General features: G+C 68.4%; 13 protein-coding genes. 9 read left to right on the plus strand and 4 right to left on the minus strand.

All coding sequences use genetic code 11. From position 1 onward, the window contains the following. Nucleotides 1–24 precede the first annotated feature (24 nt). Together ACFSQR_RS03325 and ACFSQR_RS03330 are read left to right on the plus strand one after the other, a co-directional pair. Complete coding sequence (locus ACFSQR_RS03325; RefSeq protein ID WP_377728090.1) at nt 25–738, plus strand: sensor histidine kinase; 714 nt, start codon at nt 25–27, stop codon at nt 736–738. A gap of 9 nt (nt 739–747) precedes the next feature. Next, complete coding sequence (locus ACFSQR_RS03330) at nt 748–2,427, plus strand: response regulator (RefSeq protein ID WP_377728092.1); 1,680 nt, start codon at nt 748–750, stop codon at nt 2,425–2,427. 7 nt (nt 2,428–2,434) lie between these two features. Here ACFSQR_RS03330 and ACFSQR_RS03335 read toward each other — a convergent pair whose 3' ends face one another. Beyond that, a complete protein-coding gene (locus tag ACFSQR_RS03335; protein WP_377728094.1) occupies nt 2,435–3,055 on the minus strand; it encodes a PhaM family polyhydroxyalkanoate granule multifunctional regulatory protein in 621 nt (206 codons plus the stop codon). Nucleotides 3,056–3,169: 114 nt separating this feature from the next. Here ACFSQR_RS03335 and ACFSQR_RS03340 point away from each other — a divergent pair, with 114 nt between their 5' ends. The 6 genes from ACFSQR_RS03340 to ACFSQR_RS03365 all read left to right on the plus strand — a co-directional run bounded on the left by ACFSQR_RS03340 (nt 3,170) and on the right by ACFSQR_RS03365 (nt 10,606). After that, nucleotides 3,170–3,664, plus strand: a complete 495-nt coding sequence (locus ACFSQR_RS03340) for a DUF305 domain-containing protein (RefSeq protein ID WP_377728096.1) — start codon at nt 3,170–3,172, stop codon at nt 3,662–3,664. A gap of 63 nt (nt 3,665–3,727) precedes the next feature. Then, entirely contained in the window at nt 3,728–4,828 is a 1,101-nt protein-coding gene (locus ACFSQR_RS03345; protein WP_377728098.1) for a DUF3108 domain-containing protein, read from the plus strand. 1 nt (nt 4,829) lies between these two features. Further along, nucleotides 4,830–5,561 (plus strand): DUF3108 domain-containing protein, encoded by a 732-nt coding sequence (locus ACFSQR_RS03350; RefSeq protein WP_377728100.1) that lies wholly within the window; start codon nt 4,830–4,832, stop codon nt 5,559–5,561. An 88-nt stretch (nt 5,562–5,649) separates the two neighbouring features. Beyond that, complete coding sequence (locus ACFSQR_RS03355) at nt 5,650–7,029, plus strand: hypothetical protein (RefSeq protein WP_377728102.1); 1,380 nt, start codon at nt 5,650–5,652, stop codon at nt 7,027–7,029. Further along, on the plus strand, nt 7,022–7,777 hold the full coding sequence (locus ACFSQR_RS03360; protein WP_377728104.1) for a hypothetical protein: 756 nt from the start codon (nt 7,022–7,024) through the stop codon (nt 7,775–7,777). Before ACFSQR_RS03355 ends, ACFSQR_RS03360 begins: the two co-directional genes overlap by 8 nt. A gap of 9 nt (nt 7,778–7,786) precedes the next feature. Continuing rightward, nucleotides 7,787–10,606 carry an ATP-binding protein gene (locus ACFSQR_RS03365; RefSeq protein WP_377728106.1) on the plus strand — a complete coding sequence of 940 codons (2,820 nt, stop codon included), beginning with the start codon at nt 7,787–7,789 and terminating at the stop codon, nt 10,604–10,606. Nucleotides 10,607–10,645: 39 nt separating this feature from the next. Here ACFSQR_RS03365 and ACFSQR_RS03370 read toward each other — a convergent pair whose 3' ends face one another. Then, nucleotides 10,646–11,158, minus strand: coding sequence for a hypothetical protein (locus ACFSQR_RS03370; RefSeq protein ID WP_377728107.1), 513 nt, complete (start codon nt 11,156–11,158; stop codon nt 10,646–10,648). A gap of 127 nt (nt 11,159–11,285) precedes the next feature. On the opposite strand from ACFSQR_RS03370, the gene ACFSQR_RS03375 reads away from it, so the two are divergent. Next, nucleotides 11,286–11,441: a hypothetical protein gene (locus ACFSQR_RS03375; RefSeq protein WP_377728109.1), complete on the plus strand. Its 156-nt coding sequence runs from the start codon at nt 11,286–11,288 to the stop codon at nt 11,439–11,441. Between the two features lie 20 nt (nt 11,442–11,461). On the opposite strand, the gene ACFSQR_RS03380 is transcribed toward ACFSQR_RS03375, so the two are convergent. Both ACFSQR_RS03380 and ACFSQR_RS03385 read right to left on the minus strand, forming a co-directional pair. Beyond that, entirely contained in the window at nt 11,462–15,850 is a 4,389-nt protein-coding gene (locus ACFSQR_RS03380; RefSeq protein WP_377728111.1) for a translocation/assembly module TamB domain-containing protein, read from the minus strand. Next, nucleotides 15,850–17,616: an autotransporter assembly complex family protein gene (locus tag ACFSQR_RS03385; RefSeq protein WP_377728113.1), complete on the minus strand. Its 1,767-nt coding sequence runs from the start codon at nt 17,614–17,616 to the stop codon at nt 15,850–15,852. The genes ACFSQR_RS03380 and ACFSQR_RS03385 overlap by 1 nt, the downstream gene beginning before the upstream one ends. Nucleotides 17,617–17,654: the final 38 nt, after the last annotated feature.

Genomic DNA, 17,654 nt, shown 5'->3' on the forward strand with positions numbered 1-17,654 from the left:
GGCAACCTCCGTACTGCCAACCCCATGGACGATCCAGTCACCTCCAACGACCTGTCGCTGTTCCTCGCCTCGACCGCGCACGACATGAAGAACTCCATCAGTGTCCTGAGCGGGACGCTGGAGAAGCTGCTCGCGCAAACGCCGCCGTCCGGCGAGGCCAACGCCGCGTATCCGCAGATGGCGCACATGCTGTACCAGACCAAGCGCCTGAACGACAACTTGATCCAGCTGCTGGCGCTGTACAAGCAGATCGGCCAGCCCGACTACCCGTTCGACGTGCAGCCGCTCGAGATGCAGCACCTGGTGGACCAGGTGATCCTGTCCGGGGCGGTGCTGCTGCGCTCGAAGAACATCGCGCTGGAGACGTCCTACGACCCCGAGCTGGTCTGGCACTTCGACGAAGACCTGATCGTGGGCGTGATCGGCCATGCCATCAACAACGCCATCAACTACACCCATGACCGCGTGCGCCTGGCGATCGCGGTGGTGGACGGCTGCCTGGAGATCCGCGTGGAGGATAACGGCGGCGGCTACCCGGCCGCGATGCTGGAAGCCGGCGCCTCCGCGATGAGCGGCAACCGCTGCGGCGTGAACTTCCTGACCAACAGCACGGGCCTGGGCCTGCATTTTTCCAGCGAAGTGGCCAAGATGCACAAGCACCGCGGACGCGCCGGCCACCTGCGCCTGGAGAACGGCGGGGCCTACGGGGGCGGCTGCTTCGTCCTCACGCTGCCGTAGGGGGCCACCATGTTCGATCTCCCGAACGGGCTGCCCAACAAGAACGACAGCGTCGACTGGGCCTCCAAGCACTACCTGGTGGTGGACGACTTTGCCGGTGTGCGCCAGCTGCTGCGCGAGAGCCTGCGCAACCTGGGCGCACGGAACATCGACCAGGCCGCATCCGGCGGCGAGGCGATGGGGCTGATCGCCAGCAAGCGCTACGACGTGATCCTGTGCGACTACAACCTTGGCGAAGGCAAGAACGGCCAGCAGGTGCTGGAGGAAGCGCGCGTGCGCAACCTGCTGATGCCCTCCTCGGTGTGGCTGATGGTGTCGGCCGAGAAGAGCGTCGAGTCGGTGATGGGCGCCGCCGAGCACCAGCCCGACGCCTACCTGATCAAGCCGATCACCGAGGGCGTGCTGCTGACGCGCCTGAACCGCGTCTGGCACAAGAAGCAGGTGTTCCGCGAGATCGACCAGGCCTTCGGCGAAAAGGACTACCTGCGCGCCGCGCGCCTGTGCGACGAGCAGATGGAAAAGAATCGCGTGCACGAGATCGAACTGCTGCGCATGAAGGCGAAGCTGCTCGAGAAGAGCGGCGAGCTGCACAAGGCGCGCGAGACTTACGAGGCGGTGCTGGCGCAGCGCGAGTACCAGTGGGCGCGCACCGGCGTGGCCAAGATCCGCATGGCGAACGGCGAGTTCGAGGCGGCGCGCCAGGTGTTCCAGTCCGTGATCGCCGAGAACCGCTACTACATCGACGCCTACGACCAGCTGGCGCTGGCCTACCAGGGCATGGGCATGCACGACGAAGCCTGCTCGATCCTCGAACGCGCCACCCGCCTGTCGCCCAATTCAGTGCCACGCCAGCGCCACTTCGGCGACGTCTGCCTCAAGCTGGGCAATATCGGCATGGCCGAGCGCGCGTACCGCAAGTGCATCGCAATCGGCGAGTACTCGGTGCGCAAGACCGGCGACGCCTATCTTGGCCTGGCGCGCGTGTGCGGCATGAAGAACGAGACCAAGGAAGCGCTGCAGCTGCTCGCGACCGCGCAGAAGGAATTCACCGATGCGCAGATGCCGCTGCGCGCCAAGATCACCGAAGGGCTGGTGTATCACGAGAGCGGCGACTACCGCCGTGCGCGCAAGGCGGGCGACGAGCTGGAAGAGATGCTGGCCTCGAATCCCGAGCGGCCAGAGACGCGCATCTGCATCGAACTGGCCACGCTGCTGTTCGCCGTCGGCGTGAAGGAGTCGCCGGTCGACCTGCTGTGCTACCTCATCAAGAACAACCACGACAACACGCTGCTGCTGGAAGAAATCCAGGGCATCTTCGACAAGGCGCGCATGGGCGACGAGGGCAAGGAGCTGATCCAGGCCAACCGCCGCGAAGCGACCGACCTGATGAACCAGGGCGTGCTGCTGTGGAAGACCGGGAAGATACGGGAAGCGATTTCGTGGATGCGCGACGCGCGCGCGGCGCTGCCGAACAATATGCGCATCCTGTTCAACGCCGCGCAGATCCTCGTCTCGGCGATGCAGCAGCACGGCTACGACCCGGAACTGTCGGACGAAGCGCTGCAGGTGCTGATGCATGTGGACCAGGTGGCGCCGGGGCAGCCGCGCTTTGCGCAGCTGATGGAGCAGCTGGCCGCGCTCGCCCCGTTCAACCAGCCGGCCGTGGCCGAAGCCGAAGCCGCCGCGTAAGAGGGCCTTAGTCGGCCTTGCGCTTTGCGTGCGGCTTGGGCGGCCGGGACGCGCCGCCGGACGGCTTCTCGTCGGCGCCGCCATCCTGCGCGGGGGACGGCGCCGCAGCGGCCGCATTCGCCTGCACTGCCTGCGCCAGCGCCTGCTGGAACTGCTCCTGCATCATGCCCCACCACAGCGCCGGATTCGCCATGCCCATGGCGGCGGCTGCCGCCGCGTCACCGGAAGCGCCAGCGCCAGGCGCGCCCTGCGCCGCGCCAGCCTCGCCCTCGGGCGCAACCGCCGCCGGCTGCGCCGCCTCCTGCTGCTGCTGCTGCTGCTGCTGCTGCGCGAAGGCCGCAAACGGATTGCCCTGGCTCGCCATCGCCTCGCTCATCGACTTGAGCGCGGTGAGCGTGGCGCGCTGCACTTCCAGCGCCTGGATGCTGCCGCGGACCATGGATGTGTTCACGTTCAGCCAGATCTCGACGGCCTTCAGGTCCTTGATCTTCTTGTCCAGGTCGTCCACCGACAAGGTCGGCGCGGCGATGCCGGGCACGCCCATGTTCCCCCACAGGTTCTTCACGAACTCCAGCGAATCGCTCATCGATCCTGCGCCGGGCATGTTTGGCATTTGCGGGTTCTGCATGATCGCGCCTCCTTATGTTTGGTCGATTGCCTTGCTGGCATGCTTGCATTATCTTTCGGCGCGCCGACTTTGTCTGTGATTTGTTAATCTTGACAGACAAACAAGGAGCTTCGCATGAATACTGATGAACACCGCGAGGGCGGTGCAGGTATGTCGTCCATGAAATACTCGACCTTCGCCCAGATGATCGGCGCCGGCACCATTGTCATGTTCGGCCTGATGTACCTGAACGTGTATTCGATCGATCACGTCTACTTCAGCGAGACACGGGCCTACATGGCCATCCTGATGGGAGCGGCCATGGCGGCGGTGATGATGGCCTTCATGTGGAAGATGTACCCCAGGAAGGGGCTCAATGCAGCCATCGTCGCTGGCAGCGTGATCGTATTCGGCCTCACCCTGTGGCTCGTGCGCAGCCAGGCGACCGTCGACGATGTGTCTTACATGCGGGCCATGATTCCCCATCATTCGGTTGCCATCCTCACCAGCGAGCGCGCCGGCATCTCGGATCCGAAGGTACGTGCGCTGGCCGATAAGATCATCGCTGCGCAACGGAAGGAAATTGGCGAAATGAAGGCCTATATCCAGGAGCTGGAAGCACGACCCTAGCGCCAACGGCGGGCAAATGCCTATCGGAAAGGCATATTGCTGCTACTCCAGTTACACTTAGGCATGTCGACTTTCCTCTCGAGCCTGAGGCGGCCACAGATCCTCCTGGCCGCCGCCCTGACGCTATGGCTGCACGTTGCCGCCTATGGCTGGGTGAGTGCGAACGTGCGGCCATTGGGCGAACCGGTGGCGGCACAGCCGGCGGCCATCATGGCGCAGCTGTGGAAGCCGCCCGTGCAGGCGCCAGCGGCCGAGGCGCCGCCCCCGCGCAAGGCGCGACAGCCGCGCAAGGCCAGGCCGGCGCCCAAGCCTGCGCCTGCAAAGTCCGGGCCGGCCGCCGAGCCTGCGGCGCCGGAACCGGTCGGGGAGATGGCGCCGGAAGCGGTGCAGGAACCGGTGCAGGAGCCGGTGCAGCCCGAACCCGCGCCCGCAGCGGAGCCAGCCCCTGAAGCCACGCCGGAGGAAGCGCCGGCGCCCGAGGCGCGCCTGTACAAGGTGGAGCTGCTGCCATCGGCCCGGCTGGCGATGGATGTTGCGCGCACCGACAAGCACGGCGTCGAACGCACCGGCACCGGCACGCTCGCCTGGAGCACCGACGGCGCCCGTTACCAGGTCACCGTGGAAGCTGGCATCTCGATGCTGGTCACGCGCCTGAACCTGCTGGTCTCCACTTCCGAGGGAACGGTGGGCGAGGGCGGCCTCCAGCCGCTCAGGTTCACCGAGAAGCGCCTGACCCGCGCGCTCACCGCCACCCACTTCCGCCGCGACGAGAACAAGATCACTTTCTCCGCGTCCGAACGCACCGACCCGCTGTCGCCAGGCGCGCAGGACAAGGCCAGCGTGCCATTCCAGCTGGCCGCCATCGGCCGCGCGGACCCGTCGCAGCTGGCAGGAGAGGTCGACATCCAGGTCGGCGGCGAAAAGGACGCGGTCATTTACCGTTTCGTCATGATCGGCGAAGAAGACCTCGACACCCCGGCCTTCGGCGTCCTCAGGACCGTGCACCTGGCGCGCCTGCCCAAACCGGGTAGTTACAATTCGAGACTGGATATCTGGTTCGCCCCTTCCCTTGGCTGGTATCCTGTCCTCATCCGCAATACGGAAGCCAACGGCGCTGTGACTACCCAGGCCGTTACCAAGATCGACACAAGCGCAGGGAAATAAGATGGGTTTGAAGCATTTGATGGCCGGCGCCGCGCTGGCGGCGCTGCAGGCGTCGTCCCTGGCGATGGCGCAGGACGGCAAGGCCGACGTACCGCCTTCCGCCGACCTGACCTACACGGTCCAGGCGTTGCAGAAGGGTTTTTCGCTGGCCGGGGAATCGGTCGTGAACTGGCGCGTGGCCGACGGCCGCTATTCGCTGGTGGCCAACACGCGCGCCATGCTGCTGGGCCAGATCATCGAGAACCGCAGCGAAGGCGCGATCGTCGCCACGGGGCTGGCGCCGGACCAGTTCTACGAAAAGCGCATGCGCAAGTCGCCCTTCACCACCACCTTCGACCGCGAGGCGAACACCGTCGCGTTCAGCGAGGACAAGAAGAAGCGCTACCAGATCCGCGGCGGCGAGCAGGACCGCGCCAGCGCGCAGTGGCAGCTGGCGTCGATGGCGCGCGCCACCCCGGGCAAGTTCGCGCCGGGCGCGGAAGTCAGTTTCGTGGTGGCTGGCCGCACCGACGCGAAGATGTGGCGCTTCAAGGTCGCCGGCAAGGAGACGCTGGCCACCGGCGCGGGCACGCTCGAGACGGTCCACCTGGCCAAGTCGAATCCGGAGCCGGGCGAGCAGGCCATCGATTTGTGGTTCGCGCCAAGCCTGGGTTGGTATCCCGTCAAGTTGCGCTTCAGCGACAAGGACGGCGAATATGTCGAGCAAACGCTGGCAAAGTTAACAAAGAAATAACTAATTAGGAAATAGCTGCCCAGCCTGCCTGTTATACTGTCGCCCCGCGTGCCTTGCGCCGCGTGTACAGACTGGCAACCGGAACACGATGACCGACATATTGGCAGCAGCGGCCTTTGCCGCCGACTTACCGCCCTCATTGCAGGAAGACCCGGACTCGCTCCAGGCCCACTTCCAGCCGGGCATCGCTCCCGACGAGATCGAGCAGGTATTCCACCTCAAGCGCGCGCAGCCGACGCTGCAGGCGTTTACCGCGCTGTTCCACGGCGGCGGCGACGCCGTCACCGTGCGCCTGCTGGTGCTGCGCGAACTCGCCTCGGACACCAGCGCGGCCGGCTTCACCCGCGCCGACATCAATACCCGCCTCGGCTACCTGACTTCCGAAAGCCTGGAGACCGTGCTGCAGCGCCTGCGCTCGCACGGCCTGCTGGCGTGGGATGCGTCGGCCGGCGTGTACCGCATCACGCCGATGGCGCGCAACGTGCTGTCCGCGCTCGATACGCTGCTGTCGATGGGGCAGGCCGACGACGAGGCCGAAATGGGCTTCCTGCTGTCGCAGGTCGCCGGCGCCCAGGCGGTGGGCGGCGTCACCGTCGACCAGCTCAAGCACCTGCTGGGACGCCTGGTCGACCTGACCGAAGAATTCCGCGACGCGATCGCCTCCGGCTCCGAATTCCGCCTGCGCACCTCGCAGGCCAAATGGCACATGGCCTGCGACTGGGTCGAGAAGGGTTCCGAGATCCTGCGCGCCATCACCACCGACGAGAAAGCCGATGCGGCGACCCACAAGGCCGCGCAGGCGATCGGCCGCGCGCAGTCGGCGCTGCTGAACATGCAGGGCATGTTCTCGCGCGCGCTCAACCAGATCGAGCGCCAGCGCGTGCACCTGGGCCAGTCCGGCCTGTCCACCACCGACGTCAAGCGCTGGCTGCTGAACCACGAGGACCTGTCCTCGCTGGCGGTGGGCGCGATCGACCGCCCCGTGGTGCCGCTGTTTATCACGCCGGCCGAAATGATCGACGTGGCGGAAACCGAACTGATGGCCGAGCGCAGCGCCGTCGTCGCCGACGGCGGCCTGCCGGCCGGCATGGACGCGCCGCTCACCGTCAACGACACCCCGGCCATCATGGTGGAGCTGGATACGTGGCTGTCGCGCCTGTCCGACTTCGCCAACATCGGCGTGTTCCCATCGATCGGCGAAGAAGCGCCGAAGTCGGTGCCGATCCAGGACTCGCTGCTGCCGGCCAGCTTTGCCGTCGCCTCCTACCGCGCGTCGATGCTGCCGCTGCTGGGCGATGCCGCCGAGGCCAGCCTGCAGGGCGCCACCGCCGAACTGGCACGCCTGCCGGTCGTGTTCACGCCGGAAGACGAGATGGTGCAGCTGGACGATCCGCACGTCGCCGCCATTTCGCGCGCCACCCTTTCCATCGCAACTGAAGTACCAGACAACGGCCAGCCCGATGAATGACGATTCCCAAATCCTGATCGCGCGCCTGCTCACGCACCAGACCTTGCGCCGCGACGACAAGCTGGTCAAGCGCGCGCTGTCCGACGAGTCCTTCCGCGAGGAAGTCGACAAGCGCCTGCTCGAATCCGGCCTCAAGCTGCTCGACAACGTCTACGCCGACCACGTCACGCTGGCGCTGCATCGCGCGGTGGAGCCGAAGATCTTCGGCGCCAAGGACATCTGGCAGAACAATAACTTCGGCCTCACGCGCGACGGCGTGGCGCTGCTGGTCGTGCTCTGGGCGCAGATCATCCTGCCCAAGCGCGAACGCCAGGAGACGCACCAGCACAAGGACGACGACCAGACCGATTTCTTCGGCAAGGAAAAGCCGCTGCCGCGCGCCGAGGACACCTCGATCGGCATCTCGTACACCGCGCTGCTGGCCGACTTTGGCGAAAAGCTCGGCAAGAAGACCCGCATGGACATGAACCTGGGCGTGCTGTCCAAGCTCGGCTTCATCGAACGGCGCGGGGACCTGATCCTGGAAGGCCCGCTGCTGGACCTGATGATGGACACCGACCTGCTCAAGGAGCGCATCATCAACGGCGCGCTGGCCGACGTGTTCCGCGCTTCGCCGAACCTGCAGGTCGTGGTGCCGCGCCCGGCGCGCGCGCCCGCCAACGATGCGCAGGCCGAAGCGCCTGCCGAAGCGGCGCCGGAAGCGGCAGTGGAAGCTGCTGCCGACAGCCCGCAATCCGATACCGAATAAGGCTCACCCATGTTCCACATTAAATCGCTCGAACTGGTTCACTGGGACTACTGGCAGCGGATCAAGAACATCCCGCTGGATGCGAAGATCATCACCATCGCCGGCCAGAACGGCTCCGGCAAGACCACGCTGCTGGACGCGCTGCGCACCCTGTTCGGCCTCGACTGCTCGATGGGCCGCACCTACAAGCACTACGCGCGCCACTCCGGCCAGCAGACCGCCTGGCTGCGCGCCGTGGTGGACAACCGCGCCAGCGGCTCGCAGCTGTCGAACCGGCCGTTCCGCGGCTCCGGCTTCTTCTCCGACGACGAGGTGACGCTGTTCTGCCAGATCCAGAAGAACGGCGGCGACTGGAAGCGCCAGTACCTGATGCGCCCGGGCCGCGTCGAAATCGAGGAAGTGACGGAAGCGGCCGACTGGCTGGGCGTCGAGAACTACCGCAAGCGCCTGGCAATGGCGGGCCTGTCGCCCGCCATGTCCAAAGTGCTGGCGCTGGAGCAGGGCGAAACCGACAAGCTGTGCGAATACGCGCCGCGCCAGCTGCTCGACCTGGTGTTCCAGGTCTTCGGCGACAAGGAAGTGCTGGACGCCTACGACGAAGCCAAGCGCCACCAGAAGGACACCGAGACGGAGCTCAAGCGCTTCGAAGCGGAGCTGGACGCCTCCAAGACCAACCTGGAAGGCCTGCGCCTGCGCGTAGCCAACTACCACCAGTGGGAGGACCTGAACAAGGAACGCCGCAACCTGCTGGAAGAAGTCATGCCGAGCCTCGAGTACCACGAGGCGCGCGAGAAGGCGGCGGCCACCTCGAAGGCGCTGCGCGAAGCGAGGAAGCCGCTGGCGCAAGCCGACGCGCAGCTGTCCGAGAAGCGCGCGCAGGTGGCCAGCAGCGCCAAGGCCCTGACCGACGCGCAGGAACAGGAAACCCTGCTGGAGCAGGAAGCGACCGCGCTGGCTTCGCGCCTGGCATCGGTCAATACCAAGCTCAAGCCGCTGGACAGCCTGCTGGAACAGAAGGAGCGCCTGCAGAAGCTGGCGGCCGATGCCGGCGCGGACATCGCGGAAGTGTCGGCCCAGCTGGACGAGAAGTCGGCCGAGCTGTCGAAGCAGCGCGCCGCGCGCGAAGCCATCTCCACCAAGATTGCGGAGCACCAGTCGACCATCTCGGCGCTGCAGGGCAAGAGCGCCATGCCGGAACCGGACGCCGTGCGGCAGATGCGCCGCGCGCTGAACGACGCGAACATTCCGCATGCGATGCTGTCCGATATCGTCGAAGTGACGGATGCGAAGTGGCAGGGCGCCGTCGAAGGCGTGCTGGGCGGCTACGCATCGGTGGTGCTGCTGGAACGCGCCAGGGATGCGGCGGCGGCCTACCGCCTGGCGGAGAAGGAACGCTATCGCCACTTCATCGTGCCCGACTGCGTGGACGCGCCGAGCGTCAAGGATGACAGCCTGCTGTCGGTGGTGCGCTTCTCGGCGCCGGCGCCGGCGTGGCTGATCGACCAGCTGGCGCGCATCACACGCGTCGACTCGGTGGACGAAGGCTTCAAGACCGGCGACGACGAATGGATCACGCCGGACGCGTACCACCGCGAACGCCGCGGCGGCCGCTCGCTGTTCGTGGAAGCGTCGCGCTACCGCTTCGGCGACGCCGGACGCACCCAGCGCCTGGCCGCGCTGCAGAAGGCGCTGCCGTCGCTGGAAGCGCAGGAAGACACGCTCACGCTCGCGATCAGCAAGCTGGCATCGGAAGTGGGCGCGCTCAAGGCCCGCATCGCCGGCGTGGACGCGGCCAAGGAGCTGTCGGCCCGCCACGAGGAATTCGAAGAAGCCGCGCGCGCGATCGCTCCGCTCAAGGCCGAGCGCCTGGAAGTGGGTGGCCGCCTGGGCGAGCTGCAGGGCCTGACCAAGAATGCCACCGTCGCGCGCACCCGCGCCGACACCGCGCTGACCAACGCCCGCATGGCGCTGTCTGAAGGGGAAGCGGGCATGCGCCTGGGCCACAAGCGCCAGATCGAGCAGCGCCACGAGCATGCCAGGGCGCTGGCCGAACTGCGCCGCACCTGGCGCCACCTGCCGCACAGCTGGCGCCGTCCGGCGCGCCGCGCGGCGCTGGTGGCCGAGCACAAGAACACCCACCAGGTCGACCTGCGCGTCACCTGGCTGCAGCACGCGCTGGCGCGCGACGACTGGGAGCTCGACGCCACCGTCATCGACCAGTTCCACCGCCTGAACGATCAGCTGTCCAACCGCCAGGCCGAGACCGACGAGCGGCGCTACCAGAACAACCGCGCGATCGAAGCGACGGCCAACGCGCGCGGCGCCTACATCGAGCGCCTGCGCTACACCATCCGCACCTACGCGAAGAACATCCGCGAGCTGGGCGAGCTGGCGGGCATCGACGTGCATGCCGATCCGGTGCGGCTGGAGAACGACGACGTGCAGCTGGCGCAGGCCGGCCTGCACGTGCGCTTCAAGTTCGACGGCAAGGACCAGATCGGGATGAACGACGGCGAGGCGTCAGGCGGCCAGCAGGTGATGAAGTCGCTGGTGCTGCTGATCGGTTTGCTGAAGTCGGAAGATGGCTCCGGCGGCTTCGTGTTCATCGACGAACCGTTCGCGCACCTGGACATCCGCAACATCCAGCTGGTGGGCGAGTTCCTCAAGAACACGGATGCGCAGTACCTGATGACGACGCCGCTGACGCACAACACCGACGTCTACGACCCGTCCGAGCTGACGCTCATCACCAGCAAGAAGAAGAAGGACTCGCCGTGGGCGCAGCCGATCTTCGTCCTGCAGCGCCGCACCGACGCGCAAGCCGCGTAAGGAAAGGGGCCGTCCCCGGAAGGGACCGCCCCAAGCCGCTCACACGTCGTGCTGCATGCGCCAGCGCACCAGGCCGGCCGAGATCGTGCCGAAGTAGCCCGCCATCAGCGTAATCGCCAGCACCGTCAGCGGCGAATCGCTCAGCCGCTGCAGCGGCATGCTGCCCTGGTTCATGTACACCTCCAGCAGCAGGTACAGCACGCGCGCCGCGAACAGCATCGCAATCAGCAGTCCCAGCGGTTTGAACGGCGTGAAGAAGTAGCCCTCCGGCGTGATCTCCAGGCGGAAGCGCCGGAACGCGAACAGCGCCCAGCCGATGCCGAACGCGGTGCCCACCGCCCAGCTCCCCATCAGCATGACATCGCGCCCGATCACTTCGCTCAGCGTGACCAGGATCATGGCCAGGAACACCAGCATCCCGGTCCAGTGCCGCGCCATGATCGACTGCTGGCGCAGCATCAGCTTGTTGACGCGGGAGTAAATCCGCCAGACCAGAAGGGGACCGAGGACGAGCAGGGCAATCGTGCCGATGTTGAGCGAGTCGAAATTCATACGAATGTGTTGGCGTGGAAAGAGTGTGACATTGTAAGCGCGATGCAGGAGGAATGGCGGTGCCGGCCCAGCGTGCGCGGGCGCGGCGGGCGGCGTGGTAAGGTTTTATCCTGATTTGGAGGAATGCATGCACACGCCAGAACCGCTGATCGCGCACCGCGCGCCCGAACCCGCCCCGATGGACGATCCCATGCCGGAGCCGGCCCACCCGCACCATCCGCCGGTGCCGGATCCGGAGGACGAACATCCCGTCCCCGACCACAATCCCACGATCTTCGATTAGGGCAGCGACGGTTCCCCGGCTCAGTCGAACGCCCAGGAGTAGAGGACGTCGAACGCGGTGTTCGCGCCGGTCTGCACCTGCAGCGTGATGCGTTCGTTCAGCCGGTAGCGCAGCTTGACCAGGCTGGTCGCGCTGGTCGCCCCCTGCTCGAACGACAGGTAGGCGCGCTGCGAGATCCGCTTGCCCACCGTGAGCACCGTGCTCTCCAGCCCCTTCGCCTGCGACAGCCCCAGTTCATCCACGCCCAGCGAGTTGGCGATGCGCGATTGCAGGCCGCCGCCGCGTCCGCCCAGCAGCGCACCGGCCGCGGCACTGAGTACGCCCGCTTCCTGTCCTTCCAGTTGGTCCATGCCGTGTCCCAGCACCAGCCACGAGAGCTTGTCGCTGTCGGGCACGTTGGGCGTCGACACCAGCCGCGCCGAGGGCGCCAGCGCGGTGCCGCGGACCTCCACGCCTGCCTCCACATTGGTCGCGGAAAGCTGCTCGCCCTCCGGGCGCTTGCGCACCGCGCGGATGTTCAGCGACGGGTTGTCGTAGGGGCCGGAGAAGGTGATGATGCCGCGCTCGATCGCCAGCCGCTGGCCGTAGGCGGCATAGGTGCCGTTGATCGCGCGAACCGTGCCGGTGATGCGCGGGGGCCGGTTCTCCGTCATGCGCAGGTTCAGCACGCCCGCCAGCTGGGCGTCCAGGCCCATGCCCTTGAGGTAGAAGTCGTTGCCCAGGTCGGCCTCGATGTCGATGTTCAGCGGCGTTCCGTCGCGGCGCGCGCTGGCCTTGGCCGGCTTGGCGCGTCCGAGCACGATCACGTCGTCCGAGAGCGTCGGGCGCTCCAGCGGCGCCAGTTCGATGCGCGCGCGGTTGGCGCGGAATTTGCCGGTGATCGAGAACTGGTCGGCGGTGCGCAGCAGGGCGGCTTCGCCGCTCACGACCACCGTGCGGTCGGGGCGCGACAGCACTTCCAGCCGGTCGGCGACCAGGCGCAGGTTGGCGGTCGCCTCGCCGCCGGCAAAGCGCACATTGCCGGTGGCGGTGGCGCGCCCCTCCAGTCCTTCGAACGCCAGCTGCTCCAGCAGCAGCTGGTCCCCGGCCATGCGCGCGCGCAGCACGCCGCGCTGCAGCCGCACGCCCTGTTCGGGCCAGCGTGCCGCGAGGTTGTCGCCGCTGATGGTGCCGGTCAGGGTAGGGCTGCCGATGGTGCCGGCGCCGGACAGCGCCATCCGCAGCGCGCCGTCCAGCTCCAGGCCCGGCTGGCGCGCCAATGGCGCCAGCCACGCGATCGAATTCATGTCGGCCTGCGCGCTCAGGCGCAGTGCGCTGTCGCGCGAGACGCGTCCGCCGATCATCTGCACGGTGGAGTCCACGCGGGTCCTGCCGGCGCGCTCGCCGTCCAGCTCCAGCTGCAGGCGCAGCGAGTTGCCGGCCACCTCCGCGCGCGCATCGAGCGTGCGCAATCCCATTGCGACCGGCACCAGCGCGCCTGCCACCAGGTCGCCGCGTTCGCGGAACACGTGGACGCTGCCCGCCAGTGCGGGCGGAACGCCCTGCGCCGGCGGCGCCTGCATGTCCACCGACCAGCGCGCGCCCAGCGCCAGGTCGCCCGACATGTTCTCCCTGATCGCATCGGAGAACTGCGCGAGGTAGGTCAGTGGAACGCCGGTCGCGGACCCGGTGCTGCGCCAGCGCGCGGCGGACTTGTCCAGCATCTGCAGGTTGACCGATCCGGCCGGAAGGGCGATCACGGCGTTCCCCAGCTGCAGTGAGTCCGGATTGACGAGGCTGGCGATGCCGCCCGCTGTGCCGATGCGCAGCGCCGCCGGCGCCTGCAGCGTGAATGCGTAGCGGCCCTTGTTCTGCAGGGCTGCGATGGTGCCGGTCCAGGCAGCGCCGTCCCAGCCGCCGCGCAGCTCGGCCAGCGCGTCCATGGTGTCGCCGCGCGCGGAGGCTCGCAGCGTGTGCGCGCCGCGCGTGCCACTGCTCTGCAGGCGCGCCTCGGCCAGCGACAGCCCGGCGCTTTCGATCCCGGCGGCCTGCACGTCGATGGCCAGCGGGTCCTGCGCGCCGCGGCCTGAGCCGAGGTTGGCGCTGGCGCGCAGCGATGCGATGCGCTGCCCGGCCATGCGCAGGCTGGCTCCTTCCAGCGAGCCGGCCAGCGAAGGAGCGGCCATCGTTCCCGACAGGCTGCCGGCGCCGCGCAGCACGCCGGCGTAGTCCTTCCCCAGCGCTGCCAGCTGCGGCGCGTCGATGCGCCAGTCCAGCCGCTCGCCGGCCGTGCCGAAGCCGCCCCTGGCGGCGGCGACGTTGGCGCCGACGTGCAGCTCGACGTCCGCCCCGGAGATGCGCCGGCGGTCCGCGTCAAAGCGCGCATGTCCCCACAACGGCGAGCCGGACAGGGTGGAATCCTTGATGTTCACGTTCGCGTGCGCGCGCCATGCCTCACCGGTGCGCGCCGTCACGTCGAAGCCGCCATTGATGCTGCCGCCCAGCGCAAAGCCGAATGCGGACGGATCGAAGCGGCTGGCGGTGCCGGCCGCCCGGACCTCGACCGCGCGGCCGGCGCCGTCGTAGCGCGCAGTCCCGGAGGCCGCAAGCACGCCATCGCTGGCGCGCGCCTGCTTCGCCCAGCCCAGTCCCTGCGCCCGCGCCTCGAACGTGGTCTGCGGGCTGGCGAAGCTGCCGCTGGCGACGCCGCTCGCCGTCACCGCGCCCATCATCCCGGCGCGCAGCGCGCCCAGGTCGCGTCCGTCCACGTTCCATTCCAGGCGGTCGGACGGGCGGCCGAAGCTGCCCCGGATGCGCGCATTGTTGCGTCCCAGTGCCAGCGCCGCGTCGGCGTTGGCGATGCGTTCGCGGTCGATGCGGAACTTGCCGTTGCCCGACAGCGGCTGGTCGAACAGGCGGCTCGGCCTGAGCGTGAACGCCACCTCGGCGGCAGGCGCCGGGGCGTAGGTGCCGCGCGCGCTGGCGTTGGCGTTGATGTCTGCGTCCATGTAGTCGCCGAACGAGGCGGGGCTGAAGTGCGACACCGCGGCGTCCACCGCAAACGACTGGTTGCCCGAGATCCCGGCCTCGCCGGTGAGCAGCACGCGGCTGCGGCCGGCGGCGAGCAGCGCGCGTTCCAGGTGCAGCACGCCGGCCTCCAGCCGCGCCACGGCATCGAGGCTCAGGCGCGCGTCGCGCAGGCCGGCGCGCACCGTTTGCTGCGCGCCTTCGCTGGCCACCTCGATCGTGCCCGCGATATTGGTCTGCCTGAGTTTCGAGTGGATCGCCTTCAGGTCGATGCCGTTGGTGCGCAGCGCGAACACGGCGCTGCCGGGGCCGCGCGACGCCTGCCCACGTTCGATGGCGCCGCCGCCGGTGAACTTGCCGGCTGCGCCAAGGTCGATCAGCATCCCCTCCAGTTCCAGCCGTGCGAGGCTGCCGCCCAGGCGGCCCGCCACGCTGCGCAGCGGCAGTCGCTGGTGGTCGATGGCGCCCGGTTCCGCTTCGTTATCCAGCCGGAGCGTGCCGCGCACGCTGCGCGTGGCGGGATCTACCCGGGCATCGACGGCGACCTTCATGTCTGCGCGCGGCAGCGCCGGGTTGAACAGGCCGGGATCGACACCGCTCGCGTTGACCGAGAGCGCACGTAGCGGCACCGCGTCGTAGGGCGCCAGTGTCAGGTGCGCGTTGCCGCGCGCCTGGCCCGCCGTGCCGGTCGCATCGATCTGCGCCAGCGCCAGGCTGCCGCTCGCGCGCAATGCCAGCTTTGCGGCGGGCCGTCCCGCAGGCGGTTGCGCCTGGGCGAGGCTGGCGCTGGCATCGAGCTTGAACGGGAGTTGCGCGCCCAGCGTGCCGTTCGCTGCCAGCGCGCCCCATGGCGTGCGCGCGGACGCGTCGCGCAGTTCCCAGCGGGTGCGCCCGCCCGCCAGCTTGAAGCGAATATCGTCCACCTGCACGGGAGTCGCGTTGGCCTGCGCGTAGGTCAGGCGCGTCACGCGCGCGTCGTCCACATGCAGTTCGAATGGCGCGGCCAGGCTCTTTGGCATGGGCGAGGGCGGGGCCGTGCCCAGCGACTGCACATGGATGTTCGCCGCGTGCAGCGCATTGATCGCCACGCCGCCTGAGAAATACTGGAACGGCGACCAGTCGATCGTCACGTCCCGGGCCACGATGATGCGCAGCGGCGTGCGGTGCTCGATCCGGTCGATGTGCATGCGTCCGTAGAGCGAGCCGGTCACGCCCCTGGTGGTGAGCTGGCCGCCGCTGGCGCGCACGATGCGCTCCATCACCGTCTGCAGCGTGGTTTCGCGGCCGCCATACCAGTAGGCCCCGGCGGCCAGGGCCGCCAGCACGGCGACGGCGATGCCGGTCCGGCGCAGCCAGCGGCGGCGCGGTACGGGAGCGGGGGCGGGTGTCGGGTTGGCGTCCATCAGAAGGTGAATCCCAGCGAGAAGTGCAGCCTGACTTCGCGCGCGGCTTCCCCGTACGCGACGTCCACGTTGATCGGACCGACCGGGCTGCGCCAGCGTGCGCCGACGCCGACGCCGACCTCGGGCTTGAGGTCGCGCAGCTTGTCGGCGGCATTGCCCGCGTCGACGAAGACCGCCGCGCCCCAGCGCGGCTTGAACCAGTACTGGTACTCGGCGCTGCCGGTGGCCAGGTAGCGGCCCCCGACGATAGCCTCGCCCTCGCGCACGCCCAGGTCCTGGTAGCCGTAGCCGCGCACCGACTGGTCGCCGCCGGCGCGGAACAGGTAGGCGGAAGGCACGCCGTCCTTCTGGCGCGAGGCGAGTGCGCCGAACTCGCCGCGCAGCACCAGGGTCGATTGCGGCGAGAGCGGCCGGTAGTAGATGCCGCGCACCAGCGCGCGCACGAAGCGCTCGTCGGTCAGGATGGGCAGCACGGCGCCGCCCAGCTGCGCGTTCAGGACGTAGCCTTTCGACGGCAATACCAGGTTGTCCAGCTCGCGCTTGGTCCAGCTGAACATGAGCGGCAGGCTCTTGCTGCGCGAGCGGACCTGGTCGCCGACCTGCTTCTTCTCGGTCATCAGCTCGAGCGTGAGCGAGCGCTCCAGCAGCGGCGTGCCCCAGCTGCGGCGCAGCGCGACCGTGGCGGCCGTGGTCACCTCGCCGTTCAGGTCATTGCGCTCGATGGAGGTGCCGAAGCTGTCGTTGTAGCCGCGCGCGGAAGTCGGCAGGAAGAAGTCCGCCATCGCGGTCTGGCGGCGCGACTCCAGCGTCAGCGCGCTCTTCATGCGCAGGCCGTACACATCCAGGTCGTCGTAATTGAGCTGCGAGCGGTAGCCGGTATTGGTCGAGAAACCCAGGCCGACGCTGACGTTCTTGTATTTGTTCTCGGTGACGCGCACGATCACCGGCACCGAGGTGACGGGCGGCGCGGGCTGGCGCTGGCCTTCTTCCAGCTCCTCGACTTCCGCCTCGACCACGCCGGACATGTCCGCGACCACCTCCACGCCGCTGAAGTAGCCGGTGTCCTGCAGGCGCGCCTGGAAGGCCTGCAGCTGCGCCTCGCTGTATTCGTCGCCCGGATTGATCGGATTCAGGTTCTCGATGATGCTGGCGGGGTAGCGCGACAGGCCCTCGATCTTCAGGCCGTCGAAGCGCATCTCCGGGCCGCTGTCCACTGTGACCGCAAGCGTCGCGCGGCGCGTGTCCGGATCGACGGTCGCGCTGGAGGCGGCCAGGCGGGCGCGCGGATAGCGGGTCAGCATGACCTGGCGCAGCAGGTTGCGCTTGGCCGCTTCCCAGTCGGCCTGGCGGAAGATGCGGCCGGGCGGCAGGGTCCAGCCGGCGCGCAGCGCGTCCGCGTCGAACGGGGTGGCGCCCTCGGAAGGCGTGAAGCCGCGCAGCGCGACATCCACGTCCGCCACCCGCACCGGCTCGCCCGGTTCCACGCGAACGCGCGCCACCGGCTGGGCGGCCCCGGTGTCCAGCTGCGCGGTGATCTGGGCGGAGTAATAGCCCTCGGTCTCGACCAGCGTACGCGCCTGCGCGGGTGCGGCGCGTACCAGGCGCGCCAGCTGCTCCTGGTCCACGCGCGCGTTGCCCTGCCAGCGCACCAGGTCCAGGTTATCGCGCAGCAGCTCCTCGATGTCGCCTGGCGCCTCGATCGCCACGGAATAGCTGACTGGTTGTGCAAAAGCGCCAGCTGCCGGCAGAAGGGCGGCCACGGTCATGGCAATTTGTGCCAGAATTCTGGTTCCCCGCAGCGGGA

Source organism: Pseudoduganella sp. GCM10020061, from assembly GCF_042683405.1.
Lineage (GTDB): Bacteria > Pseudomonadota > Gammaproteobacteria > Burkholderiales > Burkholderiaceae_D > Telluria.

What these genes read in the sequence shown, in the direction of transcription:
- ACFSQR_RS03325 (WP_377728090.1), top strand. Translation starts at nt 25, where the DNA reads ATGGACGATCCAGTCACCTCCAACGACCTGTCGCTGTTCCTCGCCTCG.
- ACFSQR_RS03330 (WP_377728092.1), top strand. Translation starts at nt 748, where the DNA reads ATGTTCGATCTCCCGAACGGGCTGCCCAACAAGAACGACAGCGTCGAC.
- ACFSQR_RS03335 (WP_377728094.1), bottom strand. Translation starts at nt 3,055, where the DNA reads ATGCAGAACCCGCAAATGCCAAACATGCCCGGCGCAGGATCGATGAGC.
- ACFSQR_RS03340 (WP_377728096.1), top strand. Translation starts at nt 3,170, where the DNA reads ATGAATACTGATGAACACCGCGAGGGCGGTGCAGGTATGTCGTCCATG.
- ACFSQR_RS03345 (WP_377728098.1), top strand. Translation starts at nt 3,728, where the DNA reads ATGTCGACTTTCCTCTCGAGCCTGAGGCGGCCACAGATCCTCCTGGCC.
- ACFSQR_RS03350 (WP_377728100.1), top strand. Translation starts at nt 4,830, where the DNA reads ATGGGTTTGAAGCATTTGATGGCCGGCGCCGCGCTGGCGGCGCTGCAG.
- ACFSQR_RS03355 (WP_377728102.1), top strand. Translation starts at nt 5,650, where the DNA reads ATGACCGACATATTGGCAGCAGCGGCCTTTGCCGCCGACTTACCGCCC.
- ACFSQR_RS03360 (WP_377728104.1), top strand. Translation starts at nt 7,022, where the DNA reads ATGAATGACGATTCCCAAATCCTGATCGCGCGCCTGCTCACGCACCAG.
- ACFSQR_RS03365 (WP_377728106.1), top strand. Translation starts at nt 7,787, where the DNA reads ATGTTCCACATTAAATCGCTCGAACTGGTTCACTGGGACTACTGGCAG.
- ACFSQR_RS03370 (WP_377728107.1), bottom strand. Translation starts at nt 11,158, where the DNA reads ATGAATTTCGACTCGCTCAACATCGGCACGATTGCCCTGCTCGTCCTC.
- ACFSQR_RS03375 (WP_377728109.1), top strand. Translation starts at nt 11,286, where the DNA reads ATGCACACGCCAGAACCGCTGATCGCGCACCGCGCGCCCGAACCCGCC.
- ACFSQR_RS03380 (WP_377728111.1), bottom strand. Translation starts at nt 15,850, where the DNA reads ATGGACGCCAACCCGACACCCGCCCCCGCTCCCGTACCGCGCCGCCGC.
- ACFSQR_RS03385 (WP_377728113.1), bottom strand. Translation starts at nt 17,616, where the DNA reads ATGACCGTGGCCGCCCTTCTGCCGGCAGCTGGCGCTTTTGCACAACCA.